Source organism: Methylomonas aurea (assembly GCF_024505045.1).
Taxonomy (GTDB): Bacteria; Pseudomonadota; Gammaproteobacteria; order Methylococcales; family Methylomonadaceae; genus Methylomonas; species Methylomonas aurea.
Window position 1 is genome coordinate 145,747 of sequence record NZ_JANIBM010000008.1, and the last position, 24,437, is coordinate 170,183.

25 protein-coding genes are annotated in these 24,437 nt (G+C 53.2%); 20 read left to right on the forward strand and 5 right to left on the reverse strand.

What is annotated here, in order from left to right; all coding sequences use genetic code 11:
- Positions 1-20: 20 nt before the first annotated feature.
- The 4 genes from NP603_RS09480 to NP603_RS09495 all read right to left on the reverse strand — a co-directional run bounded on the left by NP603_RS09480 (position 21) and on the right by NP603_RS09495 (position 2,897).
- Entirely contained in the window at positions 21-566 is a 546-nt protein-coding gene (locus NP603_RS09480) for a pilus assembly PilX family protein (RefSeq protein ID WP_256610627.1), read from the reverse strand.
- A gap of 62 nt (positions 567-628) precedes the next feature.
- On the reverse strand, positions 629-1,672 hold the full coding sequence (locus NP603_RS09485) for a PilW family protein (RefSeq protein WP_256610628.1): 1,044 nt from the start codon (positions 1,670-1,672) through the stop codon (positions 629-631).
- A 119-nt stretch (positions 1,673-1,791) separates the two neighbouring features.
- Entirely contained in the window at positions 1,792-2,316 is a 525-nt protein-coding gene (gene pilV / locus NP603_RS09490; RefSeq protein ID WP_256610629.1) for a type IV pilus modification protein PilV, read from the reverse strand.
- A complete protein-coding gene (locus NP603_RS09495) occupies positions 2,301-2,897 on the reverse strand; it encodes a GspH/FimT family pseudopilin (protein ID WP_305891382.1) in 597 nt (198 codons plus the stop codon). The genes pilV and NP603_RS09495 overlap by 16 nt, the downstream gene beginning before the upstream one ends.
- Positions 2,898-3,152: 255 nt before the next feature.
- Between NP603_RS09495 and NP603_RS09505 the strand changes: the two genes are divergently transcribed.
- From NP603_RS09505 to NP603_RS09570, 13 genes are all read left to right on the forward strand, one after another.
- The gene (locus tag NP603_RS09505; protein WP_371928807.1) at positions 3,153-3,515 is read left to right on the forward strand and encodes a response regulator; all 363 of its coding nucleotides are present in this window, start codon (positions 3,153-3,155) and stop codon (positions 3,513-3,515) included.
- Positions 3,516-3,555: 40 nt separating this feature from the next.
- Positions 3,556-5,646: a chemotaxis protein CheA gene (locus NP603_RS09510; RefSeq protein ID WP_256610630.1), complete on the forward strand. Its 2,091-nt coding sequence runs from the start codon at positions 3,556-3,558 to the stop codon at positions 5,644-5,646.
- Between the two features lie 16 nt (positions 5,647-5,662).
- Positions 5,663-6,190 carry a chemotaxis protein CheW gene (locus tag NP603_RS09515; protein WP_256610631.1) on the forward strand — a complete coding sequence of 176 codons (528 nt, stop codon included), beginning with the start codon at positions 5,663-5,665 and terminating at the stop codon, positions 6,188-6,190.
- A gap of 33 nt (positions 6,191-6,223) precedes the next feature.
- Complete coding sequence (locus NP603_RS22005) at positions 6,224-9,415, forward strand: methyl-accepting chemotaxis protein (RefSeq protein WP_371928808.1); 3,192 nt, start codon at positions 6,224-6,226, stop codon at positions 9,413-9,415.
- A gap of 44 nt (positions 9,416-9,459) precedes the next feature.
- Entirely contained in the window at positions 9,460-9,936 is a 477-nt protein-coding gene (locus tag NP603_RS09530) for a chemotaxis protein CheW (RefSeq protein ID WP_256610632.1), read from the forward strand.
- Positions 9,933-10,694: a ParA family protein gene (locus tag NP603_RS09535; RefSeq protein WP_256610633.1), complete on the forward strand. Its 762-nt coding sequence runs from the start codon at positions 9,933-9,935 to the stop codon at positions 10,692-10,694. The genes NP603_RS09530 and NP603_RS09535 overlap by 4 nt, the downstream gene beginning before the upstream one ends.
- The gene (locus NP603_RS09540) at positions 10,694-11,194 is read left to right on the forward strand and encodes an STAS domain-containing protein (protein ID WP_256610634.1); all 501 of its coding nucleotides are present in this window, start codon (positions 10,694-10,696) and stop codon (positions 11,192-11,194) included. The genes NP603_RS09535 and NP603_RS09540 overlap by 1 nt, the downstream gene beginning before the upstream one ends.
- 35 nt (positions 11,195-11,229) lie before the next feature.
- Complete coding sequence (locus NP603_RS09545; RefSeq protein ID WP_256610635.1) at positions 11,230-12,066, forward strand: CheR family methyltransferase; 837 nt, start codon at positions 11,230-11,232, stop codon at positions 12,064-12,066.
- Positions 12,063-12,701 carry a chemoreceptor glutamine deamidase CheD gene (gene cheD / locus NP603_RS09550; RefSeq protein ID WP_256610636.1) on the forward strand — a complete coding sequence of 213 codons (639 nt, stop codon included), beginning with the start codon at positions 12,063-12,065 and terminating at the stop codon, positions 12,699-12,701. Before NP603_RS09545 ends, cheD begins: the two co-directional genes overlap by 4 nt.
- An 8-nt stretch (positions 12,702-12,709) precedes the next feature.
- The gene (locus NP603_RS09555; RefSeq protein WP_256610637.1) at positions 12,710-13,768 is read left to right on the forward strand and encodes a protein-glutamate methylesterase/protein-glutamine glutaminase; all 1,059 of its coding nucleotides are present in this window, start codon (positions 12,710-12,712) and stop codon (positions 13,766-13,768) included.
- Between the two features lie 7 nt (positions 13,769-13,775).
- Complete coding sequence (locus NP603_RS09560; protein ID WP_256610638.1) at positions 13,776-14,978, forward strand: methyl-accepting chemotaxis protein; 1,203 nt, start codon at positions 13,776-13,778, stop codon at positions 14,976-14,978.
- A 38-nt stretch (positions 14,979-15,016) separates the two neighbouring features.
- On the forward strand, positions 15,017-15,316 hold the full coding sequence (locus NP603_RS09565; protein ID WP_256610639.1) for an STAS domain-containing protein: 300 nt from the start codon (positions 15,017-15,019) through the stop codon (positions 15,314-15,316).
- Positions 15,317-15,379: 63 nt separating this feature from the next.
- Complete coding sequence (locus NP603_RS09570; protein WP_256610684.1) at positions 15,380-16,480, forward strand: AI-2E family transporter; 1,101 nt, start codon at positions 15,380-15,382, stop codon at positions 16,478-16,480.
- A 1-nt stretch (position 16,481) separates the two neighbouring features.
- On the opposite strand, the gene NP603_RS09575 is transcribed toward NP603_RS09570, so the two are convergent.
- Positions 16,482-17,894 carry a PhoH family protein gene (locus tag NP603_RS09575; protein ID WP_256610640.1) on the reverse strand — a complete coding sequence of 471 codons (1,413 nt, stop codon included), beginning with the start codon at positions 17,892-17,894 and terminating at the stop codon, positions 16,482-16,484.
- Between the two features lie 264 nt (positions 17,895-18,158).
- On the opposite strand from NP603_RS09575, the gene NP603_RS09580 reads away from it, so the two are divergent.
- The 7 genes from NP603_RS09580 to NP603_RS09610 all read left to right on the forward strand — a co-directional run bounded on the left by NP603_RS09580 (position 18,159) and on the right by NP603_RS09610 (position 24,317).
- Entirely contained in the window at positions 18,159-18,698 is a 540-nt protein-coding gene (locus NP603_RS09580; protein ID WP_256610641.1) for a hypothetical protein, read from the forward strand.
- A gap of 29 nt (positions 18,699-18,727) precedes the next feature.
- Positions 18,728-19,453, forward strand: coding sequence for a tetratricopeptide repeat protein (locus NP603_RS09585; protein WP_256610642.1), 726 nt, complete (start codon positions 18,728-18,730; stop codon positions 19,451-19,453).
- A gap of 32 nt (positions 19,454-19,485) precedes the next feature.
- Positions 19,486-21,393, forward strand: a complete 1,908-nt coding sequence (gene yoaA / locus NP603_RS09590; protein WP_256610643.1) for a DNA repair helicase YoaA — start codon at positions 19,486-19,488, stop codon at positions 21,391-21,393.
- 12 nt (positions 21,394-21,405) lie between these two features.
- Positions 21,406-22,095, forward strand: a complete 690-nt coding sequence (gene tsaB / locus NP603_RS09595) for a tRNA (adenosine(37)-N6)-threonylcarbamoyltransferase complex dimerization subunit type 1 TsaB (protein ID WP_256610644.1) — start codon at positions 21,406-21,408, stop codon at positions 22,093-22,095.
- Between the two features lie 118 nt (positions 22,096-22,213).
- On the forward strand, positions 22,214-22,834 hold the full coding sequence (locus NP603_RS09600) for an L-threonylcarbamoyladenylate synthase (RefSeq protein ID WP_256610645.1): 621 nt from the start codon (positions 22,214-22,216) through the stop codon (positions 22,832-22,834).
- 5 nt (positions 22,835-22,839) lie between these two features.
- Positions 22,840-23,493, forward strand: coding sequence for a site-2 protease family protein (locus NP603_RS09605; protein ID WP_256610646.1), 654 nt, complete (start codon positions 22,840-22,842; stop codon positions 23,491-23,493).
- A gap of 2 nt (positions 23,494-23,495) precedes the next feature.
- A complete protein-coding gene (locus tag NP603_RS09610; RefSeq protein ID WP_305891384.1) occupies positions 23,496-24,317 on the forward strand; it encodes a segregation and condensation protein A in 822 nt (273 codons plus the stop codon).
- Positions 24,318-24,437 lie beyond the last annotated feature (120 nt).

A 24,437-nucleotide genomic window follows, 5' to 3' on the forward strand; every position in this document is an offset into this window, starting at 1 on the left:
TGAAAATCAGTTGTGCGACCTTAGGGAGTGACGCTAAACATGGCTTGTAAAATTACGATTACACTGCTATCGCCCCCTATAGCCCTTGCCGTGACTCGGTATTTTTCAGTTGTTCCTTCGTTAGTCATCCTTTCGACAACATACATGGGCTGTGCCGCTATTTGGTTAAGTGCAACAGGGGCAGTACGCGCATTAGCGTCCGACCAGGTAAATTGTTGGGTGGCGCCGTTGCAATCGGCGGCTCCGGTTCCGTTCCAATAACTGGCGTTGTTGGGTAAGCAAACATTGATCGCCTTTAGGCCCGGGCCAGTAACTGTGCCGCTGGTGTTATTAGCCGGAAGCGGAATTAATGAACGAATATTGGCGCCAGTCGTTAAATTGCTTTCGACGTATTTAAGTGCCGCTTCAGCAGCTTGTAACGCGAGATCCTGATTGCGGCTGTTGCCGGCCATGCGTTCTTCCAGCGTACTCATCTGAGCTACGTTAACCCCGAGAACTGAAAGCATGATCAAAAAAATCAGAGCGGTGAATAAGGTGGCGCCGGTTTGCCGGGTTAACGGGGACATCGCTACCCGCAAAGTAGGCTGCCATCCGGGCCGATTTTTAGCGTCAAAGCGGAGTAACCTTTTCATAACCGATTTTTAATGGCAATCGTGGTCGTGAATACTTTGCGCAGTAAGTAGTCGGTGGGAGTCACCGTCTCCCCGGTGTCCTCGCTGTCGCCGTCGCCGTTCTTGTCTATCGAATATCGCTGAGGAGAAGAGGTTATGCCTTGTTCATCTTGGCGCGACACCATCAACAGACTTACCCTGATACCGAGCACTTTAGACCAGTCGGCTACAGCGTCTGCCGTAACGTACGCGTCCACGGCTTTGTCGGTTCCGGTGTCTACCGCGTAGGATATTTGCATGTCCTGAACGCCTTCGATCAGTTCTTCTGCGGTATTGGTTGGCGAACCGCCGGAAGTGGATAACACCTGACGGTACAAGGATGGTTGGTTGCTGGCGTTATTACGGAGGTAGTAAGTGGTCGCGCTAAGCCGAAACAATCGCGAACCGGCATCGAAAGTATCGGAGGTGCCGTCTGGACAGGAACCAATCGGACTGCCAAGGCCTTTTCGGCTGTTTCCCGCATTGCAAGGCGATACGGCATTATGTTGAATCAGGCTATGCCCGCAGTTGCCGTTACTGTTTAAGGTGCAGTCTTTGGTATTCTGAAACAATGCTATCCGCGAGCAGTCGGCTTTAGCCGCAATCAAAATCTGGCCTTGTTTGATATCGTGGTTAGCGGTCAGCGTAAACTGCGGTGGTGTCGAGGCCGGGGTATGGGAAGAGACTATATATTCTTGAGTGTTGTCGGCGTGCAAGATCGTTACCGCATCACCGGCTATGACATTTCCTACTACACCGTTGATACCAGTCGGAAAAGCGCTCCAAGCCGTAGCGCTGGCTTTTTCGTAACCGATTAGCGGTTGCCCTATTAGATTTTTGTCCCAATCCGTACTGTTAACTAGAACGTTTATATCGCCGCCGGCAGCCGAGTTGACCGGACAACCTCTAAATCCGGCCATGCGCATGTCTTTTTCAAGGATATGGAAGGCTGTACGGGCACCTTCTTGCATCCGGGCCAATACATCTTGGCTGCGGAAGCTTTGCCGGGAGGCCAGCAACACATATCCGATTGCGGCTATGATGACCAAGCCGACAGTCAACGAAACCATCAATTCTATCAACGTAACGCCCAACATAGCGTTGGGTAGCGGCTTTAACACGGTTAATTTCGGGCTGCTATTCATATCACGCTTTGAGTAGTAAAAACTGTAGGCGTAATAGTGCCGTCAGCAGCGCCTTTTACTACTTCGCTCCAGCGAATGTTAATTGTGACGTTCCCACCGCCATCGACTGTTACTTGGCCGTCACCGTTAGGCAGGGATTTTTCCAAATTCGCTTTCCAGTTTCTCAGTTCCACGTGCTGGATTGCTGAGCCGCTGGGTACGCTTTCACTTGGAGTACTGCCAGTGGGGGCATAGTTGATCGTGAAATTTCCGGCAACGGCCTGGGCACGATTCAATCTCAAACGCTCCAATATGTCGTAACTCAGCAGCGTCGCTTGGCTCCTTAGAAAAGCACTGTGACTCGCTTTCGCTGATAAAGCTATAACCCCGGCCTGGCCCAGTAAGCCCAACGAAACTATAAGCATCGTGACAAGAATTTCGATCAGGCTGCTGCCTTGTTGCCTAAGGCGTCGCAGAGTAATTCGTTTCCTATTGACACTTAACATTTGTAGTTTTGCCGTTAAGGTTATGGTGATGTACATGATGTTAGGCCGTCCGGTATGCCGTCACTGTTGGCATCTTGACCAAGGCGGACCCGGCCCACCGTATTGACAATGATTTGCTTGGCAGTGCCTCGTTCCGGAATGTTGTTGCCGTCCGAATTATCGCAAATTGCAAAAGAGCCGAACGTGTTGCTCTCTCCGGTTGGGCTATAACTGATATATGTCGAGAAATTGTTGGCTCTCAACGTAAAGTTGGTAGGTAAAGGCTCATAGATCCTTAAATTACAGTCTTCATTCGCTTCGCAAAGATTGTTATCTCCGTCGTCGTTGAAGGCGTTGGTATTGCTTGAAGACGAGCGGTCGATATCGACGAAAACCTGCCAACCGTCTTCCCAGTTCGTGCCCGATTTACGAACGACGACGATTTTGCCGCGCTTTACCGCCTCGCTACGGGCGAAATTCAAAGAGGTGATTAATTGGTTTGCCGTACTGGTCAATCGGCTGTTTCTGATGGCCGTGACAAAGCTAGGAACCGCGATAGCCGATAAAATGCCAACTATCGTCACCACCGTAAGTAACTCGATCAGTGTGAATCCTAGGAGGGATGAGGGTTTTCTCATAGGTCGGAGTGTCTCCAGCTTTCCTGCGCGGTTCTTTGTGAAGCCGGATGGAAGATAGCACAGTATTAAACAAAGTTATGAGAGCTGAAACAAAATTCGGCTGAGCCTCGCAAGAACGGATTTCAGTAACTACACTGTTAAGCGAGCTTGGCTAAAATTCCCCTGTCTCGGAATTGCCCCCGGAGCTTGGCGATCCGGCCAATACGGCAATTTCGGCTAAGTAATTAACGAGTCTTAAATTTGGAGGAAATAATTGTGGCGACGATTCTTGCCGTAGACGATTCGGCATCGATGAGACAAATGGTGGCGTTTACCTTGAAAGGGGCTGGTTTCAGCGTAGTGGAGGCCGTCGATGGCGTGGATGCTTTGAATAAAGCCAAGGCGCAGGTATTCGATTGTGTGGTGACCGATGTCAATATGCCCAACAAAGACGGAATCGAATTGATCAGGGAATTGCGCGCGCTGCCCAATTACAAATTCACGCCGATGCTGATGTTAACCACCGAGGCCGGCGCGGATAAAAAACAACAGGGTAAGGATGCCGGGGCCACCGGATGGATCGTAAAGCCGTTCAATCCCGACCAATTGCTGAAAACGATCAAGAAGGTCATGGGTTAAGTTTTCGCTAGCGTCTGGGCAATCAATTCTGGGTGGTTGTATGGCAATCGATATGGCGCAATTCCATCAGGTGTTCTTCGAGGAAAGCTTCGAAGGGCTCGATGCGATGGAGTCCGGTTTGCTGAATATGGATATCGGCGACGTCGATGCCGAGGACATCAACACCATTTTCCGTGCCGCCCACTCGATAAAAGGCGGGAGCGGTACGTTCGGTTTTACCGCGGTATCCGACTTTACCCATGTCATGGAGACCTTGCTCGACGAGATGCGCGACGGCCGGCGCAAAGTGACCCAGCCAGCCGTCGACGTCTTGCTTGGCTCGGTCGATTGTTTGCGCGATATGCTGCAGTCCATCCGCGACGGCGGGCAAGTCGACCAATCCGTAGTCTCGGCGCACAAATTGGCTTTAGATAGTGAATTGCGCAATTCCGCGAATGGTGCCAATGGCTCTTCTGCTCTCGAACCGTTGCCGTCCGTTAGCCCGATAACGCCAGCCGATGATGGTGCTGAGTTGGAAATTTGCGGGTGGAGCATTGCCTTCAGCCCGCATCTAAATCTACTGAAAACCGGAAACGAGCCGGTCAGAATGCTCAGAGAGCTGGCAGGTTTGGGGGAGCTGACAACCACCGTCGATTTACAAGGCGTACCCAGTCTTTACGATCTCGACCCGGAGGAATGTCATTTATCCTGGAAATTACATGTTGCCGGAAATATTTCCGCCGCGGAAATCGACGAGATATTCGATTGGGTAGAAGACGATTGTGACTTGGCCAAACAGCCAATCTACAAGACTGAAATGCCGTTGCAGGCTTTGCAAAGTGAAGGCACGCTGAGCGCCAACGATGTCAACACAAGCGCTGCTCCCGTAAATAAGCCCACGGAGGAGAATGTTGCAGGGGCAGAAATCCAGCCGCAGGATGCCAAAGCGCCTAAAAAGGAAGAAGCTAAAGCCGCCGGGAAAGGTTCCAGTTCGATTCGGGTCGACACCGGCAAGATCGACACATTGATTAATATGGTCGGCGAATTAGTCATCACCCAGTCGATGCTGAGCCTGCTGGGTGAGCATTTCGAAATGAACAAACTCGACCAGTTAAAAAACGGCTTGTCGCAATTGGAACGCCACACCCGCGAATTGCAGGAAAGCGTGATGAATATCCGGATGTTGCCGATTAGCTTCGTCTTCAGCCGGTTCCCGCGCTTGGCACATGACATCAGTACCAAGCTCGGCAAAAAAATCGAGCTCAAATTGGTCGGCGAAAATACCGAGGTGGATAAAACCGTGGTGGAATTGCTAAGCGATCCCTTGGTGCATCTGGTTCGGAACAGTCTTGACCATGGCATAGAAATGCCCGAAGTGCGCATTGCGGCCGGCAAACCGGAAACCGGCACCGTTACGCTGGAGGCCTACCACCGCGGCGGCAATATCGTGATAGAAGTGTCGGACGACGGCAAAGGTTTGGATAAAGACAAGTTACGCGCTAAAGCCATCGAGAAAGGTTTGATCGATGCCGACGCCGTACTGAGCGAGAAACAGACCTACGAATTGATCTTCATGCCCGGCTTTTCGACGGCGGAAAAATTGACCGATATTTCCGGCCGCGGCGTCGGCATGGATGTCGTGCGGCGCAACATTCAGGCCTTGGGCGGCGATATAGAAATTTTATCCGAGTTAGGCAAAGGTTCGACTATTTCCATCCATTTACCGCTGACGTTGGCGATTCTGGACGGCCAATCGATTGCCGTTGGCGACGAAACCTATATCTTGCCGCTGGGTTCGATTATCGAATCGCTGCACGTCAAGGAAGAAAGGATCAACAGGGTCGTCGGGAAAGGCGAAACCTTTTTGTTGCGCGGCCAATACCTTCCCATCATCCGCATCCACGAAATTTTCAACGTGCCTGGTGCCAAGACCACCAAGTTGACGGAAGGCCTGATTGTCGTTGTTGAAGGGCAAGGTGTACGTTGCGGCTTGTTTGTCGACGACTTGCTCGGCCAGCAGCAAGTGGTGATTAAATCGCTCGAAGCCAATTACCGGCGAGTTGAAGGTATCTCAGGTGCCACCATTTTGGGAGATGGTTCGGTGGCTTTGATTTTAGATATTCCGGGTTTGGTCCGTTTATCCAGCCAATGACTTTTGCGCAATGACTATGACTGATGAGGCCGTAACTATCAATCCCGAACAAGGCGAGACTGCTAAGAGTCAGGAAAATCAGTTGCAATTCCTGAGTTTCTCCTTGGGGCGAGAAGAATATGGGGTGGATATTTTGCGAGTTCAAGAAATTAGGAGTTGGGAACCTGTATCGAGGATTCCTAACGTTCCGTCTTATGAGAAAGGGGTTGTCAACCTGCGAGGTGCCATCGTTCCGATCATCGATTTGAGAGAACGATTTCAGTTGGGCCATAGCCAATATACCGCGCTCACAGTGGTTGTGGTGTTGCAGGTCAGAATCGAGGAGAGGACTAGAATTATGGGTGTTGTGGTCGATTCGGTTTCCGATGTGATCAACATAGATAGAAAGAATATTCAGACTGCTCCGGATTTTGGAGCCAAAGTGAGCACCCAATTTATAACCGGCCTTGCCGCCGTGGGCGGCCGAATGGTCATGCTTTTGGACGTCGACAAACTACTGTCGCTTGATGGTGTTTCTGATGAATATGACAGTTCGAACAAATAAAACAAAAGAATTAGCGGCTAAGGAGCGTTCAAAATGAAGGTAAACCATCCGGTAACTGACCGTGAAGTCTTGATGAAGGAAGGCACCATCCTGGTTACTAAGACCGATTTGAAAGGTCGGATAGTCTATGCGAATGAAGCCTTTATCGAAATTAGCGGATTCTCGAAAGATGAACTGCTCGGCCAGAACCATAATATCGTTCGTCATCCGGATATGCCTCCCGAGGCCTTCGCCGACTTGTGGAGCACGATTGCCAAGGGCAGACCGTGGAGAAATTTAGTAAAAAATCGTTGTAAATCCGGTGATTACTATTGGGTGGAAGCAAATGTTTCGCCGATTTTCGAACAAGGCAGAGTAACGGGTTACGTTTCCGCTCGCTACGCGCCCAGCCGCGAACAAATCCGTGCTGCGGAAATGTTGTACGAGAATGTTCGGAACAAAAAAGCTCAAATCAGAGCAGAACGCTTCATCGACAAAATCAATTTTATCGACCGATTAGGAATTTCCGCGAAGTTGGCCTTATTAGCCGCATTGCTACTACTACCTGGCCTGATTTTGCTCGGCACGGTCGATCACGATAAAAACGTGAATATCGAGTTTGCAAGGAAGGAAATAAGCGGTATCGACTATTTGATGCCGCTGAAGCAAGTATTGGTTCAATTCAGCGAACATCGCACTGCCAGCTATGGCTTGTTAACAGCAGCCGCTAATCGCGATTCAGTCGGCTTGGATCAGATCGGAAAGCGAGTCGCCGAGGCGATTAGAACGATGGATGCTGTCGATGCCGAATTGGGCGCCCAGTTAAACAGCTCCGATGCTTGGCGCCAAATCAAGAGTGATTGGATGGTACTCGAGCAACAAAACATTGCTCAATTGACAGCTCAAGCCAGTTTAGCCAAGCACAACGAGGTGATCGAAAAAGTTACCGATCTGATGGTCCAGGTGAGTGACCAATCGAATTTGACGCTCGATCCCGAAGTCGCTTCTTACTACTTAATGAATCTTGTAACCATTCGGCTTCCGGAGCTGATGGACCATGTCAGCGAGCATATGGCGAATGCGGCGGCCGTAGCTCGAGCAGGCGGGGCTATGGATCAGCAAGCGAAAATACAAATGGCCGTCCTAGATCAGCATATCGCTGAAAGGCTCGGAGAAACCGAACACGATCTGTTAGTTGCTTCTACTGCTGATTCCGAATTAAAGACTGGGCTGAGCGGCAAGCAGGATACTTTATTTTCTGAAACAGCTAAGTTTTCCGACTTGGTCAAGCAAAATTTATATCTTGCCCAGGTGGTAAATATCTCGGCCGATCGCGTTACAGCTTCCGGTATCTCGGCGTTGCAATCGATTTATGCATTCTATGATGCGGCTAGTCCACTCTTGAAGGGAATACTGCAGAAACGGATTGATGGCATTCAGCAGCAAAAATATACTCAATTTGCTGCAGTAATCGGTGTGATTGCAGTTGTCCTGTTGATCGGCTTTGCAATCATTCGTCACATCACCTCCAATCTGCGAAACGTTAACCAAGTGTTTTCCAAAATCACCGAGGGTAATTTCCGCAGCGCTATCGACTTGGATGGCTATGATGAGTTGGGTGATTTGTTGCGCAGTTTGCAAATGATGCAGGTCAATCTGAATGTCGATATCTCCGATACGCGGGAGCGAGCGATTAAATCGACCCGGGTCGAGCGTGCTCTGGATAACGTCAGTTCTTGCGTAATGCTGGCGAACAATAATTTGGAAATCATCTACATGAACAAAGCGGTTGCCGAACTGTTCAAAAATGCCGAGCAGGATATCAAGCAACAATTACCAGGCTTCGATGCGGCCAAGTTGATGGGAGCAAATATCGATCAATTTCATAAAAATCCTAGCCATCAGCGCGGTATGCTTGCCAAACTAGACTCAACGCATAAATCAAGTCTGGAAATCGGTAGTCGTTACATGAACATCGTTGCCAATCCGGTCGTCGATGCTGACGGTAACCGGATTGGTACGGTGGTCGAGTGGCTAGACAGGACCCACGAGGTAAAGATAGAACGGGAGATAGCGGATATCGTGGAAGCGGTGAAAGCCGGAGAACTGTCCAACCGCATCGATCTGAGCAATAAGCAAGGCTTTTTCGCCACACTTAGCGCCGGTATCAACGAACTAACCGATGTGATTGAAAATGTGTTCAACGATATCGGCAGCACGATGCAAAGCATGGCTGAAGGCGATTTGACCAACCGTATAGAACGCGATTATCAAGGCACATATTTGACTTGCAAAAACGATATCAATGCCACCATCGACAAACTGAACGAAATCTTCGGCCAAGTCAGCGAGTCTGCGCATTTCATCAACAATTCTTCGCAAGAGATTGCCAGCGGCAACAATAATTTATCGCAACGCGCGGAGCAGCAGGCAGCTAACTTGGAGCAAACCGCGGCGAGCATGGAAGAACTCACCAGCACAGTGAAAAACAATGCCGACAACGCCCAGCAAGCCAATTTGCTGGCCAACAACGCCAAGGAATTGGCCGAAAAAGGCGGCAATGTGGTCAAAGCCGCCGTATCGGCGATGCAGGAGATTAACGAAAGCAGCAATAAAATTGCCGACATCATCGGCGTGATCGACGAAATTGCCTTCCAGACCAATTTGCTGGCGTTGAATGCGTCGGTGGAAGCGGCCAGAGCCGGCGAACAAGGGCGTGGCTTTTCAGTGGTCGCCACCGAAGTTCGGAATCTGGCGCAGCGTAGCGCGACTGCGGCCAGAGAAAGTAAGGAATTGATCCAGAACAGTGTGCAAAAGGTTCGGGCCGGTACCGAGTTCGTCAATGAAACCGGCAAGGCGCTCACCGAAATCGTTGCAGGCGTCAAGAAGGTCGGGGACATCGTGGCGCAAATCGCCGACGCCAGTATCGAGCAGTCTGCCGGCATCGGCCAAGTCAACCAAGCCGTGGCGCAGATGGACGAAATCACTCAGCAAAATGCCGCGTTAGCCGAAGAAGCCTCGGCGGCGAGCATCTCTATGAGCGATTTGTCTACCAATATGGTGGAAATGCTAGCGTTTTTTAAGACCGACAAAAATGCCGGCCAGCACCAAGCCGTTCATCGCGGCCACGCTACCGGCGTGGCGAGGACCGAGTCTTCCCGTCCGGCACCGGCTGCAGCATCGAGTAGCCAACCGGCATTTGTCTCGAGGTCTAACGATGCGGACGACGAATGGCAGGATTTTTGATCAGAGTCCGCGATAGGTCGGCCTCTATACAAGGAAAATAAGCGATGGCAACGAATAAACAGGTTGAACAGTTCCTGACGTTCGAGTTGGCCGGCGACGCTTACGGTATCGATATCTTGAAAGTCCAGGAAATCAGGGGTTGGGAGCCGATCCGGAAAATTCCGAATGCGCCGGCCTTTGTCAAAGGCGCGCTGAATTTACGCGGAACGATTGTGCCGATTATCGATTTGCGCGAACGGTTTCAGATGGAAAAAGCCGAATATACCCCCGTTACCGTTGTGATCGTGTTGAGCATCGATACACTGGCAGGCCCTAGCGTGATGGGCGTCGTCGCCGATACCGTTTCCGACGTATTGGACATCGATCCGACAGATATAAAACAGGCGCCGAATTTGGGAACCAAAATCAACACCGAATACATGCGCGGCATGTACGTCGGTAAAAAGAACATGGTCATGCTGTTGGATGTCGACAGGTTATTGAATCCTGAAGAGTTTATCGATATCTCCAGTTTGCAATGAAACCGAAAATCATAGCCGTGCTGAATCAAAAAGGCGGCGTCGGTAAAACTACGACCTCGGTCAATCTGACCCACGCGTTGGCCCGGATGGGCAAAACGGTGACCGTGATCGATCTGGACCCGCAAAGCCATTTGGCCGTATCCCTCGGAGTCGTGGCGCCGCAGCAGGGCGGTATCGACGAGGTGATGCTGGCCGATTGCGAGTTACCGAGCCGGTTGCTACCGGTAAGAAAGAATCTGAATCTGGTCTTATCCGGACCGCGCTTGCAGGAGATCGAACAGCTCAGCGAAGGCGGCTCCTGCCGTGGCGATTTATTGAAAAAGGCGTTGGACTCTTGCCCATCGGATCAGGATTTCGTTTTTATCGATTGCCCGCCTTCGTCCGGCGTGTTGGTTGCCAATGCGCTGTTCGCCGCCGACGAGATTTTGATTCCGATGACCAGCGATTATCTGGTTTTGCAGGGCTTGTCGCATTTAATGGGCACTATCAAGAAGTTCGAATCGGCATTGAAGCGGCAATATCGTTTCTCGCTGGTCATGTCGCGCTACATTCCGACGCGGCGCTTGTCCAGAGAGGTATTGGAACTGGTCAAAAACTACTTTCCCGGCAAAATACTGGCGACGCCGATACGCGAGACGGCGTTGCTGGCCGAGTGTCCTAGTTTTGGCAAGACTATTTTTGAGTATCGTCCAGGCTGCCGCTCGGCGCGGGATTTCACCGAGTTGGCCAAAGACTTTTTGGAAAATAGGGTGATGTAATGGCCGAGAACGGCGAGAACAGTTTAATAGGTTACGATCCGCTGGCCTGGATGAAAGGTAATCCCGGCGACGGGCAAACCGGCTCAGCGGCGCGGGCGGTCGAATTTGCCGGCCACATAGCGGCAGAGGTGCCGCTACAGGATGTCGACCACTGTGTGGTCGCCGAATCCGCTAGCCCAGTGCCCGAACCAGAGTGGCAGACGGCAGGAAAAGGTACGCTGGTGCTGGAACCTTTATTGAATATCCAGGGTGTCGCTCGCTTGCACCAGGAAATGATGCAGATGTTGAACCAGTATGATGCTCTCGATATAGACGCGTCAGCAGTAACTAGCATCGATACTTCGACGCTGCAACTGCTATTGGTTTTGAAGCGCACGGCCGCCGGTTTGCAGAAGGTGGTGACTATCGATTTTCCCTCCGAAAGATTTATCGAGGCTGCGCAGTTATTGGGCGTTTCGGAAATGTTGGAAGTCGATGCCGCCGCGTCTGGCTTTTTCTAGCGATTCCGGCTCTGTACGCGAAGGCTGCGGCCAAGATGAAAGAGAACACTCGCGAATTCGAATATACCCAGGCGGATTTCGATATTCTTCGCAAAATTTCCAATCAACACTCGGGGATCTTGGTGCCGGACGATAAGTTCGACATGTTCTATTCGCGGCTGGCGAAACGGCTCAGACTATTGGGGCTCGGCAGTTTTAAGGAATATTGCCAGTATTTAACCGAGAATCCGGCCGATGAATTCACTGAATTCATCAATGCTGTTACAACCAATCTGACTTCGTTCTTTCGCGAAAACCACCATTTTGAATATTTGAATAAAACCGTGGTCCCGGAGCTGTTGAAAAAGAAAGCCGCGGTTAGACAGGTCAAAATTTGGTCGGCCGGTTGTTCGACCGGGGAAGAGCCTTATTCGTTGGCGATGGCGCTGAAAGAGAGTTTGCCGGCCGGTTGGGAGTTGAAAATACTGGCTACCGATCTCGACACCAATGTGTTGGCGGCCGCTGCCGATGGTGTTTACAGCGCGGATCGGGTCGCCGGCATCGGCGAGCAGCGCCTGAAACGCTGGTTTCAACGAGGTAGCGGCCGGCAGGCAAACAAGGTCAGAGTCAAGCCGGAATTACGCGCGGCGGTCACGTTCAGACAGCTGAACCTGATGCGGGAGTGGCCGATGCGAGGCCGTTTCGATGCCATCTTTTGCCGCAACGTACTGATTTATTTCGATCGGGCAACCAAAACGATGCTCGTCGAACGCTATGCTCGCCTGCTCGAATCGGGCGGCTATCTTTTCATCGGCCATTCCGAATCGCTACATCAACTCGATACGGCCTTCGAACCGATCGGAAATACCATTTACCGGAAGTCAACCAAGTGAGCCATACTCGGATTATAGAAAAACCGCCTATTGCCGGGTTCGAGGGCATTAACCGCTACTGGGACCAAGAGAACCAAATCGTCGCAGCGAAGTTGATGCCGGGCGATTATTACGTTACCAACGGCGATGAAATGATCACGACGGTACTCGGTTCCTGCGTGGCCGCCTGCATTCGCGATTGCGAAACCGGAGTCGGCGGTATGAACCATTTCATGTTGCCGGAAACCAGCGGTAGCCGTTTGACTGCCCGCGACGAAGCCGTGGTCGGCAATGCGTTGCGCTATGGCAACTATGCGATGGAACACCTGATCAATACCATCCTGCAAAACGGGGGTAAGCGCAAAAATCTAGAGGTCAAGTTGTTTGGCGGCGGCAAAATCATCGCCTCGCTGGGTAATGTCGGCTCCCGCAACGTCAAATTCGTATTGAATTATGTCGATACTGAGGCATTGAAACTGGTCTCTCACGACTTGGGCGATATCTATCCGCGTAAAGTCAACTTCTTTCCACTTAGCGGACGCGTCAGAATGAAAAAAATCAAGGATCTACATAACCAGACCATTTTTCTGCGCGAGAAACAATACAGCTACAGTATCAAAGACGCGCCGGTCGAAGGCAGCGTCGAACTGTTCTAGGAGCGGGAGTGGCAAAAATAAAACTGCTGATCGTCGACGACTCGGCGCTGATCAGGCAAATGTTGACGCAGATATTCAACGAAGCCGGCGATATCGAGGTGGTCGGTACCGCCGGCGATCCGTTGATTGCACGCGATAAAATCAAGGCCTTGAATCCCGATGTGCTGACGCTGGATGTGGAAATGCCGCGCATGGACGGTCTGACCTTTCTGCGAAACCTGATGCGGCTGCGGCCGATGCCGGTGGTAATGATTTCGACGCTCACCGAAAAAGGGGCCGAGGTCACGTTGGAGGCTCTGGCGTTGGGCGCGGTCGATTTCGTCGCCAAGCCCAAAGTCGAGGTGTCGCAAGGTTTAAGAGCGTATGCGGACGAAATCGTCGGCAAAATCCGCATGGCGGCACAGGCAAAGGTCAAGGGCTTGGAGACGCCGAATGCCCGCGCAATCACCAGCCAGCCGAACGCTTCGGCACACACCGTTATGAAAAAACATTTCAAGACTACCCATAAAATCGTCGCACTCGGTTCCTCCACCGGAGGTACCGAAGCGATCAAAAACTTGGTTAGGACTTTACCGCGGACGGCGCCGGCGATCGTCATCGCTCAGCACCTGCCGTTAGCGTTCAGCGCGTCGTTTGCCAAACACGTCAATGACGCCACCGAAATGACTGTGGGGCTGGCCCAGGACGGACAGCCGATATTGCCGGGTCACGTTTACATTGCGCCCGGAGATCGCCATCTGCTGGTGGCCCGCGACGGCGCTCGTTATATTTGCCGTCTGGACGACGGTCCGCCGGTGAATCGACATAAACCGTCGGTCGAGGTTTTGTTCCGCTCCGCCGCGCATAACGTCGGCGGTAACGCGATTGGTGTGATGCTGACCGGGATGGGCGCCGATGGCGCGAAGGCGATGAAGGAGATGCGCGACGCCGGAGCCATCAATATCGTGCAGGACGAGGCCTCCAGCGTGGTATGGGGCATGCCCGGCGAAGCCTTCAGGCTGGGAGCAGCGCATCATGTGTTATCCTTGGACAAAATCGCAGAAAAAATTTTGGCATTAGCGGAATAAGTTCATTATGGTGCAGTTCCTAAAAGATAACGGCGTATTAGTCGGCTCGACCTTTATGGTGCTGATGCTGCCGCTAGTCTTTTCCGATATCAGGGTGTACTGGGGAGCGAGCGCCGTGATCAGCCTGTTGTGGATGCTTCGGACCTTTCGCGCTCAGGCCGTTTCCGCGCTGCCGCAAACCGGGCAAAGTCATCGATATGAAGTCGATATGTCCAGAGCGGTAGATGGTTATCTGGTCAATCTGGCTGATTGTATCGAACAGGAAAGCGATCGCTTTCGGGCCGAACTGGAACAGTTAAAATCCATGTTGGCGGATGCGGTCAGAACCATGTCCAATAGTTTTAACAACTTGCATACGTTGACCAGCGGACAATCGTCCGTGGTCTGCTCTTTAGTGTCAGATCTGGAAGGCAGTGTAGAGGGTGGCAGCCAAACGATCAATTTCACCCGATTTACCCACGAAACCGACAATGTGCTGCAATTCTTCATTGACCATGTCCTGCAAATCAGTAAGCAAAGCGTGGAGATGGTCGCGGTCATCAACGATGTGGGCGGGCATATGGCTCACGTCGAAAAGCTGTTGGGCGACGTACAGAAGATAGCCGACCAGACCAACCTGCTGGCGCTGAACGCAGCGATAGAGGCGGCGCGGGCAGGGGAGGCCGGTAGAGGCTTCGCCGTCGTGGCCGGCGAGGTCCGTAACCTTTCGAAAAACTCCGATAAATTCAGTGAAGAAATCAAGGCGGTCGTCAAGGCTTCCAAGGAAAACATTCGCGATGCACAAAACATGATCGAAGTCATGGCTTCGAAGGGCATGAACGTCGCGATTAGTTCCAAAGCCAATATCGACAAAATGATGGATGATATCGGCATCATCAATGCCAATATTGCCAAAAACGTGGATGAGATTTCTCAGTTGACCAGCCAGATCGAAATCAGCGTCGGCAACGCCGTCAGGGGGCTGCAATTCGAAGATATGGCCCGTCAGTTGATCGAACATATGCAAGGCCATCTGGAACATTTTATTGCGTTGAAAGACGAGGTCGCGATTGGCATGGCCATGTTCAAAGCCGATAACCGCGCGGACTGGCAATTGCAACTCGGGCAGGGTGCCGACCGTTTAAGGCAGATGAAACATCAATGGCAGACCCTTAAATCCCGCGTCGTCTCGCAATCGTCGATGGACGAGGGCGACGTGGATTTGTTTTGAGTCGGCTGCTGCGCAGATTATTACAATGAGGAAAAACTATGGGGATTGATGCAAGAGTCGACTCGGGCTTGTTACAAATAAAAGTCAGCGGAAAATTCGATTTCGGTGTGCATAACGAGTTTCGGGAAGCGGTTAAATTGCTCGAAGGTGGCTTGAAACAAATAGAAGTCGATTTGGCGGGGACCGATTATATGGATAGCTCGGCGCTGGGAATGCTGTTGGTGCTGCGCGATAAAATCGGTGGCGACAAATCGGCGATAAGAATAAAAAACGCCCGTGCCGAAGTAAAAAAAATTCTGGAAATCGCCAACTTCGATAAGCTGTTTTCTTTGGTTTAAGCCGTTTCTATTTCTCGTCCGGTAAGTTGGAGCCGGCTCTTGCCGGATCTGCGTCAGCCCTTCATGAACCCTTATAGCGACAACTCCAGTTATAGCGCCGTCCGCCATTTCTTCAGGCGTTTCTTCCCCGATTCGCAAGTAGCCGCTCTGGCAATCATATTGCTTGGCGGCTTTTTGTTGATCTACAGCCTACTGGGGCTGTTGATGCCGGTATTTGTTGCGGTGGTGTTGGCCTATCTGCTGGAAGGGCTGGTTACCAAACTGGAAATGCGCGGCGTGGCCCGACTAATCGCGGTTCATCTGGTGTTTTTTGCCTTCATGGCGGTGCTGGGCTTTGTGTTGTTCGTATTGGTGCCGATGGTATCGGAACAAACCGTACAACTGGTGCAGCATATCCCGGAAATCGTGTCCAGAACCCAGGCGGAGATCATGCGTTTTCCGGAACGCCACCCCGAGTTGATTTCGGAAAGCCGAATCCGGGAAATCATGTTCTCGATTCAGCAGGATTTGCTTAAATACGGCCAGGACCTCATTTCCGGTTCCGCACAATCCGTCGTCAGTTTGGTCGCCGTAGTCATTTATTTGTTTCTAGTGCCGTTGATGGTGTTTTTCTTTTTGAAAGACAAGCACCTGCTACTGGGCTGGCTGCTGCAATTCCTGCCGTCCGATACCAGCCTCAGCCTTCGGGTCTGGCAGGAGGTAGACAAACAAATCTCCAACTACGTGCGCGGCAAGTTCGTCGAGGTTTTCATCTTATGGGCGATCAGCTATCTGGTGTTTTGGTGGCTGGGTCTGAATTACGCGATGCTGCTGGCGGTGTTGATGGGCCTGTCTGTGGTGATTCCTTATGTCGGCGCTACCTTGGTCACCTTTCCGGTGCTGGGCGTGGCTTATGTGCAATGGGGTGTCGGCGGCGGCGACCATTTCATGTATGTGTTCATCGCTTATTCGGTGATTCAGGCACTGGATGGCGTGATATTGGTGCCGTTACTGTTTTCGGAAGCGGTGAATTTGCATCCGGTGGCGATTATCGTCGCCATTTTGTTCTTCGGCGGCCTGTGGGGGTTTTGGGGCGTGTTTTTTGCAATCCCATTGGCCACGCTGGTTAAAGCCGTGTTAACCGCGTGGCCGCGCTGGGATGCCAACGGAACGTTGGCTGGATAGCTTACAAGTTGTCCGAGGCGAAATCGGCCAGACGCGATCTTTCGCCGCGGCGCAAGGTGATGTGAGCGCTGTTGGGCCAGTTTTTAAAGCGGTCCACCACGTAGGTCAAGCCTGAACTGGTGGCGGTCAGGTAAGGCGTATCGATCTGCGCCAAATTGCCGATACAGATGATTTTGGTACCCGGTCCGGCGCGGGTGATCAAGGTTTTCAATTGCTTCGGCGTCAGGTTTTGCGCTTCGTCAATAATTAGATAGCGGTTCAGGAAGGTGCGGCCGCGCATGAAATTCAATGAGCGGATTTTTACCCGGTTCATCAACACGTTTTGCGAAGCGCCTTGTTCCCATTCGGTGTTGCCGGCCCGGCTACCCAGCAATTCCAGATTGTCCATCAACGCGCCCATCCACGGCGCCATCTTTTCCTCCTCGCTTCCGGGTAGAAAACCGATGTCCTGGCCGACTGGCATGGTCTCGCGAGTCATGATGATTTCCTGGTATAGCTTCTGTTCCAAGGTCAGAGACAGGCCGGCCGCCAAGGCCAACAGGGTCTTGCCGGTGCCGGCCGAGCCGATTAAGGTCACGAAATCCACGTCCGGGTCCATCAACGCATTCAACGCAAAATTTTGTTCCCGGTTTTTGGCGAAGATGCCCCAGATATTGTTGTGTTTGGTGCGGAAGTCCCTGGCCAATTGCAGTACCGCGGTCTCGCCGTCGCGGCTTTTAACGATGGCCTCGAAATTGTCCTCGCCCTCCATGTACAGGTATTGGTTCGGATACCATTCGCTGACCGCCGGCCCGCTGATTCGGTAGTAGGTGTTGTTGTTTTCCTGCCAGGATTCCATCTTGCCGCCGTTCTCGTCCCAGAAATCGGCCTCCAGCGCCAAACTGCCGCTGTACAGCAAGTCGATGTCTTCGATGGTCTGGTCGTTATGGTAATCCTCGGCGTTGATTTGCAGGGCCGCGGCTTTGATGCGCATATTGATGTCCTTGGACACCAAAATCACGTTGACGTCTGGATACTCCTTGCTCAAAGCCAGCATAATGCTGAGGATGGAGTTGTCGGCGATTTGGCCTGGCAGATCGGCCGGTAACAGATGCGACAACTGCCGGGTTTGGAAAAACAGGCGGCCGTCGAATTCGCGCTCGCCGGCCAGCCCGTGTTCGATGCGCGACAGCGGCAGGCCGTCCTTGATCGATTGCTGGTCGGCGTCGCGGATCAGCTCGTCCAAAAACCGGCTGACTTGGCGCACGTTGCGCGATACGTCGGATAGGCCTTTCTTGGCGTGGTCCAATTCTTCCAGCACCACCATCGGAATGAATACATTGTGCTCCTGAAACCGGAAGATCGACGTCGGATCGTGCATCAGCACGTTGGTGTCCAGGACGAACAATTTTTTGCCGGCGGATTCTATATTCATGGTTTCCCTGTCTAGGTGGGTTGGGTATTTGACGGCGTGGACACGCGTTACTCCCCGTCTTTCTACTCCATACGGCGCGCAATCGTCAACCGGGCCGAAGCTGCGGTTCGCCCGCTGCCGTGCAAATGCAGGTCGCCGCGAGCGTGCCGAAGTCTGCCAGTTTCCTATAATTAAGCCGACGCCATGCCGTACCGCAGAGTCGGTTACAATATCCGCGGTTGGCTGTCGATTCCGAATCGATACACTTATTTCCAGGATTGCTTTATGAACTATTCAGCATCAAACCAGCCCGACTTGGATTGGAGCCAAATCAGGGAGACGATTAAGCTGTTGACCGTGTCGGTGGTTCAGGTCGAAAGTAGCATCAAAGACGGCGACGAATCGGTCAATGAATTGGCCAGCACCTTTACGCTGATGGTCGACGATATGCAAAAGATTCAGGAAATATTGGCCAGAGTCGCTCCGGACGCGGCAACGGTCGCGGCGTTGGGTTATTGCGAATCGATGCAGGAAAAGATCAACCGGGCGATCGTGGCGTTTCAGTTTTACGACCGGATGCAGCAGTGTCTGCAGCACGTGTCGAACAACCTAAGAGGCTTGTCCGAGATTATCGATACCCCGCACAGGCTTTACAATCCGATGGAATGGCACAAATTTCAGGAAAGTATTCGCAGCCGTTACACGATGGAGTCCGAAAAAGTCATGTTCGACGCCATTCACCAAGGTAAGAGTATCGACGAGGCACTGCAATTGTTCGCACAGGCGAACCGGCAAAGCAGCCCCGACGAAATCGAACTGTTTTAACCTTTCATAAGCTTGAATAAACATTTGAAATGAAAAACCAATCTTTGTTGTTAGCCCTCGCGCTGTTGTCTATTTTAGGAACCGGCTGTAGCAACGTGTCGGAACCGCCGGTAGCCGGTAGCGCACCGGCCAAAAAAACAGCGAAAAAGCCAGCGGCAAAGGCGCCTGCCACAGCCGCCGCGCCGAAAAAGCCGGCAACTAATGCCAGCCCGACCGCGACCTACGCGATCGACAGCGGCCCCAGCAGCATTAAAGTCGAGCCTAATTTGCCAGCCTTCCGTGCCGAACCGTTGATGCCGCCGGCCGACGTACCGCCGCCACAGCCCGGAGCGGCGGCCCCGGCCGCGCCGGCCAATCCTACGACCGCCTTGGTCAATGTGCCTGCGCCAAAATACGCGGTCGAAGAAGCCGCGATTCCGAGTGGGACGCCGCCTGCCGTGCTGGCGCTGGTTACCGAAGCCGACCGCAGCCGCAACAGCGGCGACCTGGATGCCGCCGTGGTCGTGATGGAACGCGCTTTGCGCATCGATGCCCGCAATCCGACTTTAACCTACAAACTGGCGCAATTACGTCTGAAGCAGAACAAGCCGCAACTCGCCGAAGAGCTGGCCGGCAAGGCGGCGCTGCTGGCCGGCGGCAATCTGGACCTGAAGCGTAAAAGCTGGATGCTGATCGCCGAAGCCCGCAATATGCAGCAGAACCCGCAAGGCGCCAAAGAAGCCAAGGCTAAGGCTGAAAGCTTTTTCGGGCACTAATCGTCCCGGAGTTCTGAGGAGTCTGTTGCAGCGTGAGTACACTGGCGGAAGTGTTTGGCAGCGATGGCGCGTTGGCCGGCGTCATCGCCGGTTACTCGCCGCGCGCGGCCCAGATCGAGATGGCGGAAAAAATCGCTTACGCCATCGAATCGCAACAGAACCTGATCGCCGAGGCCGGCACCGGCACCGGTAAGACCTTCGCCTACCTGATTCCGGCCATCCTGTCCGGCAAACGCGTGATCGTGTCGACCGGCACCAAAAATCTGCAAGACCAGTTGTTCAACAAAGATCTGCCGCTGATACGCAAAGCCCTGACGAAACGGCCTTTTAAAGCCAGCTTGTTGAAAGGCCGGGCCAATTATTTGTGTACCTACCGATTGGAACAGGCGCTGAATTCCGCCTTCGGCTACAGCCACGAAGAGGCGACGGCGTTGTCGCAAATCAAGGCCTGGTCGAGACGTACCAAAACCGGCGACGTCTCGGAAGTGGCCGATGTCCACGACGGCGACCCGGTCTGGTTTCACGCCACGTCCACCACCGACAACTGCCTGGGCCAGAATTGTCCGGATTATGCCGACTGTTTTCTGACCAAAGCCCGCAAACAGGCGCAGGAGGCCGATATTGTCGTGGTCAACCACCATTTGCTGTGTGCGGACTGGTCGATTCGCGAGACTGGATTCGGCGAATTGCTGCCCGACGCCGATGTCGTCGTCATCGACGAAGCTCATCAATTGGCCGACACCGCCTCGAATTTCTTGGGCGTGACCATCAGCGGCAAACAGTTGACCGATCTGGCCGACGATACCTTGGCCGAATATTTTACCGATGCCAAGGACATGCCGGACCTGCGCACCGCCTGCGAGGATTTGCAGCATGAAGTCAAGGACATGCGTTTGGCCTTTGGGTTGGAGCTGAGGCGCGGCGACTGGCAGGAGATCGAAAGTAATCCGAAAATCGCCGGCGCGTTGGAATCCTTGCAAAAGCAATTGGCTCGGCTGACCGACCAATTGGAGCGGGCTTCGGTGCGCAGCAAAGGCCTGGAGTCCTGCTTCGATCGCGCCGAGGCGCTGGATGCGCAACTGGATACCTTGATTAGCGACAAGGACGGCCAATGGATCAAATGGTACGAGACCTACAGCAAGTCGTTCACGCTGAGCCGGACCCCGCTGGATATCGCCAAGGAATTCCGCGGCTTTATGGCCAGGCATAAAGCCACCTGGATATTTACATCGGCGACGCTCAGCGTGGCCAACAATTTCGTGCATTTCGCCAAGAGCTTGGGCTTGAGCGGTGCGTTGAGCCAAAGCTGGGACAGCCCGTTCGATTATCCGAACCAGGCCTTGTTTTACCACCCCAAGGGCCTGCCGCAACCGAGCGATCCTGACTTTACCGACAAAATCGTCGATTTTGCGTTGCCGGTGCTGGAAGCCAGCCGGGGCAGGGCATTTTTTCTGTTCACCAGCCACCGGGCGTTGCAGCGCGCCGCGCAATTGCTGGAAGGCAAACTCGAACACCCGTTGCTGGTACAAGGTACCAAGTCCAAAGGTGTGTTGTTGGACCAGTTCAAGGAACTCGGCAATGCGGTGCTGTTGGCCACCGCCAGCTTTTGGGAAGGCGTTGACGTGCGCGGCGATGCCTTGTCCTGCGTGATTATCGACAAGCTGCCGTTTGCATCGCCGGGCGATCCGGTATTGAAGGCCCGGATGAGCGCAATGGAGAAGCAGGGGCGTAACCCGTTTTTCGAACACCAATTGCCCAGTGCCATCATCATGCTGCGCCAGGGCGTAGGCCGCTTGATCCGCGACGTCAACGACCGCGGCGTGTTGATGGTTTGCGATCCGCGCTTGTTGAAACGCTCCTACGGCCAGATGTTTTTGGATAGTGTGCCTGCCATGAAGCGCAGCCGGGATATCGCCGACGTCCGCCAATTTTTTGCATAACGAGGAAAGGCTTTGAAGTTACTAGCGGTAGAAACCTCGACCGACGCCTGCTCGGCGGCATTGTTCATCAACGGCGAAATTCGGGAAGAATTTGCCATCGCGCCGCGCGAGCACACCAAGTTGATCCTGCCGATGATCGACAGTCTGATGGCCGAGGCGCAACTGCGGCCGCAACAGTTGGATGCCGTCGCCGTCAGCCGTGGTCCCGGCTCGTTTACCGGTGTCCGCATCGCCGGCGGCGTGGTGCAGGGTATCGCCTACGGCGCCGATTTGCCGGTGGCGCCAGTATCGACGCTGGCCGCGATCGCTCAAGATTTCTTCAATAAGCGGAACGATCCCGAAATTGCATTCACGGCGATGGATGCGCGGATGGGCGAGATTTTCTGGGGCGTTTATCGGCGCAGCGACTTGGGCTTGGCCGAATTGCTCGGCGCCGAAGCGGTCACACCCGCCTCGGATATTCAGGTCGGCGATGAATCCGGCTTTGGCGTCGGCTCCGGCTGGCCGGTTTACGCCGAGTCGCTGGCGCAGCGATTGGGCCAGCGACTGCTGGCCGTCGAAGCCGAAGATATCTGGCCGCATGCCGCCTGCATCGCCCAACTCGGCGCTTATCTGTGCGCTAACGGCGGCGCGGTGCCGGTCGAGCGGGCCATGCCGGTTTACCTGCGCGATAAGGTCGCGAAAAAGCAGTCGGAAAGGTAATAAATTAACGGATTCAGTAATTTAAGTTATGTTCGTTGGTCGGCATGGCAAATGTCCGGCAAGGTTTTCCGCCGCTTGTGCGGTACAATGGCGCTCTTTAAGCCGACTTCTTCAGCCCATGGCGCAATATTTCGAAATCCACCCGAAGAATCCGCAACCGCGCTTGATTCAACAAACGTTGAATATTCTGCGCGACGGCGGCGTGATCGCCTATCCGACCGATACCTCATACGCGCTGGGCTGCCAGATAGGCGATAAGGCGGCGATGGATACCATCCGCACCATTCGCCGGCTGGACGACAACCATAATTTCACGTTGATTTGTACCGATTTATCGCAGGTATCGACCTTTACCAAAATGGGTAACGATGCCCACCGGCTGATCAAAAAACTAACGCCGGGGCCGTTCACGTTTTTGCTGGATGCGACGCGGGAAGTCCCGCGCCGGCTGCAACATCCGAAAAAGAAAACCATCGGCGTGCGTATCCCCGATCATGTCATCGCCCAGACTTTGGTGGAACAATTGGGCGAGCCGTTGCTGACTACGACCTTGATCATGCCCGGCGAAACCGATGCGCTGTCCGATCCTTACGAAATTAGGCAGCGGTTAGAGAAAGAGCTGGCTCTTGTCATCGATGGCGGCGTGATCGAACACCAACCGACCACGGTGATCGCCTGCGGCGACAAAACCATCGAAATAGTCAGGCAAGGTATCGGTATCGCGCCGATGTTGGAGTAAATACAATGATGGACGAATTAACTCTGGTGCAGCGCATCGTGGTCTGGATCTTGCCGGTGATTTTTGCGATTACCGTGCATGAAGTCGCCCACGGTTGGGTTGCCAAGCTATTGGGTGACAATACCGCGGCATCGCAAGGCCGGTTAACGGTGAATCCGCTCAAGCATATCGATATCTTGGGAACTCTGATCATTCCCGGTCTGTTGCTGTTGACATTCACCGGCTTCGTATTCGGTTGGGCCAAGCCGGTGCCGGTCGATCCGCGCAATTTCAAGAAACCGTTGCAGGGTATGGCGTGGGTGGCCTTGGCCGGACCGGTGTCCAACCTGTTGATGGCTGCGGCCTGGGCGCTGATCGCCAGGCTGGGCGTGTTGCTGGAAATCGAGTTTATATCGATGCCTTTTATCTACAGCGGCGTGGCCGGCATCAGCATCAATCTGGTATTGGCCTTGATCAATATGTTGCCGATTCCGCCGCTGGACGGCAGCCGGATATTGTCCGGTATGCTGCCGCATTACTGGGCCTGGCAATATAACCGCCTGGAACGTTTCGGCTTTGTGATTTTGCTGATTCTGTTGGCGACCGATGTCTTGAAGTACATCTTGGCCTACCCGTTGTATTACGCCCAGCAATTGTTTTTTAGTCTGGCGGGAATTTAGGTTTGAACGAAACCGCGTTAGCCGTCGAGTCGGCGCCGGCCCCGTTGGCCCTGGTCCAAGGGCAGCCGTTCCAGGAACTGCCGGAAGACCTCTACATTCCGCCCGATGCGCTGGAAGTGTTTCTCGATGCATTCGAAGGGCCGCTGGACTTGCTGCTCTATTTGATCCGCCGCCAGAATCTGGATATTCTCGATATTCCGATTGCGCAGATCACTCGGCAATACATCGCCTATATCGAAATGATGGAAAACCTGCGCTTGGAGCTGGCCGCCGAATATTTGGTCATGGCGGCCTTGCTGGCCGAAATAAAATCGCGGATGTTGTTGCCGCGCCAGCCGGAGAGCGAGGAAGAGGAAGAAGACCCCAGGGCGTTTTTGATCCGTAAATTGCAGGAATACGAGGCGATCAAGAAAGTTGCCGAAGAAATCGATCTATTGCCCAGAAACGAGCGCGACACCTTCGAATTCGGCGTCGACACCTCAACGGTCAACGTTCGGCAGATTCTGCCGGACGTGGAACTCAGGGAATTATTGCTGGCCTTTCAGGACGTGTTGAAACGTGCCGAACGGCTCAGCCACCACCACATAACCAAAGAGCCTCTATCAGTCCGTGAACGAATGGCAGCCATTTTGGAAAAACTTAACCGAACAGATATCCTCCCTTTCCCAGCGTGTTTTACCCGAGGTGAAGGAAAAAACGGGGTGGTTGTCGCGTTTCTTGCCATCCTTGAACTCTCCAAGGAGCGAGTCATCGACATCTTCCAGCCCGAACCCTACGCCGGCATCCACGTCCGCTTCCGAGTCAATAGCAGCACTGGCGATTGAGCCGCCGCCAACCGCCAACCTTGCCGACCATGTTAGTCAGCCATCTAAGCCCCGCGCACCGCGCAAACCGCGGACCAAGCCCGAGCCGGTCAAAATTTTGGTACCGGTCAAGCGGCGGGC

Excerpts from the sequence above, each read along its gene's own strand:
- NP603_RS09480 (WP_256610627.1), bottom strand. The coding sequence starts at position 566 with ATGTCCCCGTTAACCCGGCAAACCGGCGCCACCTTATTCACCGCTCTG.
- pilV (WP_256610629.1), bottom strand. The coding sequence starts at position 2,316 with ATGTACATCACCATAACCTTAACGGCAAAACTACAAATGTTAAGTGTC.
- NP603_RS09495 (WP_305891382.1), bottom strand. The coding sequence starts at position 2,897 with ATGAGAAAACCCTCATCCCTCCTAGGATTCACACTGATCGAGTTACTT.
- NP603_RS09510 (WP_256610630.1), top strand. The coding sequence starts at position 3,556 with ATGGCAATCGATATGGCGCAATTCCATCAGGTGTTCTTCGAGGAAAGC.
- NP603_RS09515 (WP_256610631.1), top strand. The coding sequence starts at position 5,663 with ATGACTGATGAGGCCGTAACTATCAATCCCGAACAAGGCGAGACTGCT.
- NP603_RS22005 (WP_371928808.1), top strand. The coding sequence starts at position 6,224 with ATGAAGGTAAACCATCCGGTAACTGACCGTGAAGTCTTGATGAAGGAA.
- NP603_RS09530 (WP_256610632.1), top strand. The coding sequence starts at position 9,460 with ATGGCAACGAATAAACAGGTTGAACAGTTCCTGACGTTCGAGTTGGCC.
- NP603_RS09535 (WP_256610633.1), top strand. The coding sequence starts at position 9,933 with ATGAAACCGAAAATCATAGCCGTGCTGAATCAAAAAGGCGGCGTCGGT.
- NP603_RS09540 (WP_256610634.1), top strand. The coding sequence starts at position 10,694 with ATGGCCGAGAACGGCGAGAACAGTTTAATAGGTTACGATCCGCTGGCC.
- NP603_RS09545 (WP_256610635.1), top strand. The coding sequence starts at position 11,230 with ATGAAAGAGAACACTCGCGAATTCGAATATACCCAGGCGGATTTCGAT.
- NP603_RS09560 (WP_256610638.1), top strand. The coding sequence starts at position 13,776 with ATGGTGCAGTTCCTAAAAGATAACGGCGTATTAGTCGGCTCGACCTTT.
- NP603_RS09565 (WP_256610639.1), top strand. The coding sequence starts at position 15,017 with ATGGGGATTGATGCAAGAGTCGACTCGGGCTTGTTACAAATAAAAGTC.
- NP603_RS09570 (WP_256610684.1), top strand. The coding sequence starts at position 15,380 with ATGAACCCTTATAGCGACAACTCCAGTTATAGCGCCGTCCGCCATTTC.
- NP603_RS09575 (WP_256610640.1), bottom strand. The coding sequence starts at position 17,894 with ATGAATATAGAATCCGCCGGCAAAAAATTGTTCGTCCTGGACACCAAC.
- NP603_RS09580 (WP_256610641.1), top strand. The coding sequence starts at position 18,159 with ATGAACTATTCAGCATCAAACCAGCCCGACTTGGATTGGAGCCAAATC.
- NP603_RS09585 (WP_256610642.1), top strand. The coding sequence starts at position 18,728 with ATGAAAAACCAATCTTTGTTGTTAGCCCTCGCGCTGTTGTCTATTTTA.
- NP603_RS09600 (WP_256610645.1), top strand. The coding sequence starts at position 22,214 with ATGGCGCAATATTTCGAAATCCACCCGAAGAATCCGCAACCGCGCTTG.
- NP603_RS09605 (WP_256610646.1), top strand. The coding sequence starts at position 22,840 with ATGATGGACGAATTAACTCTGGTGCAGCGCATCGTGGTCTGGATCTTG.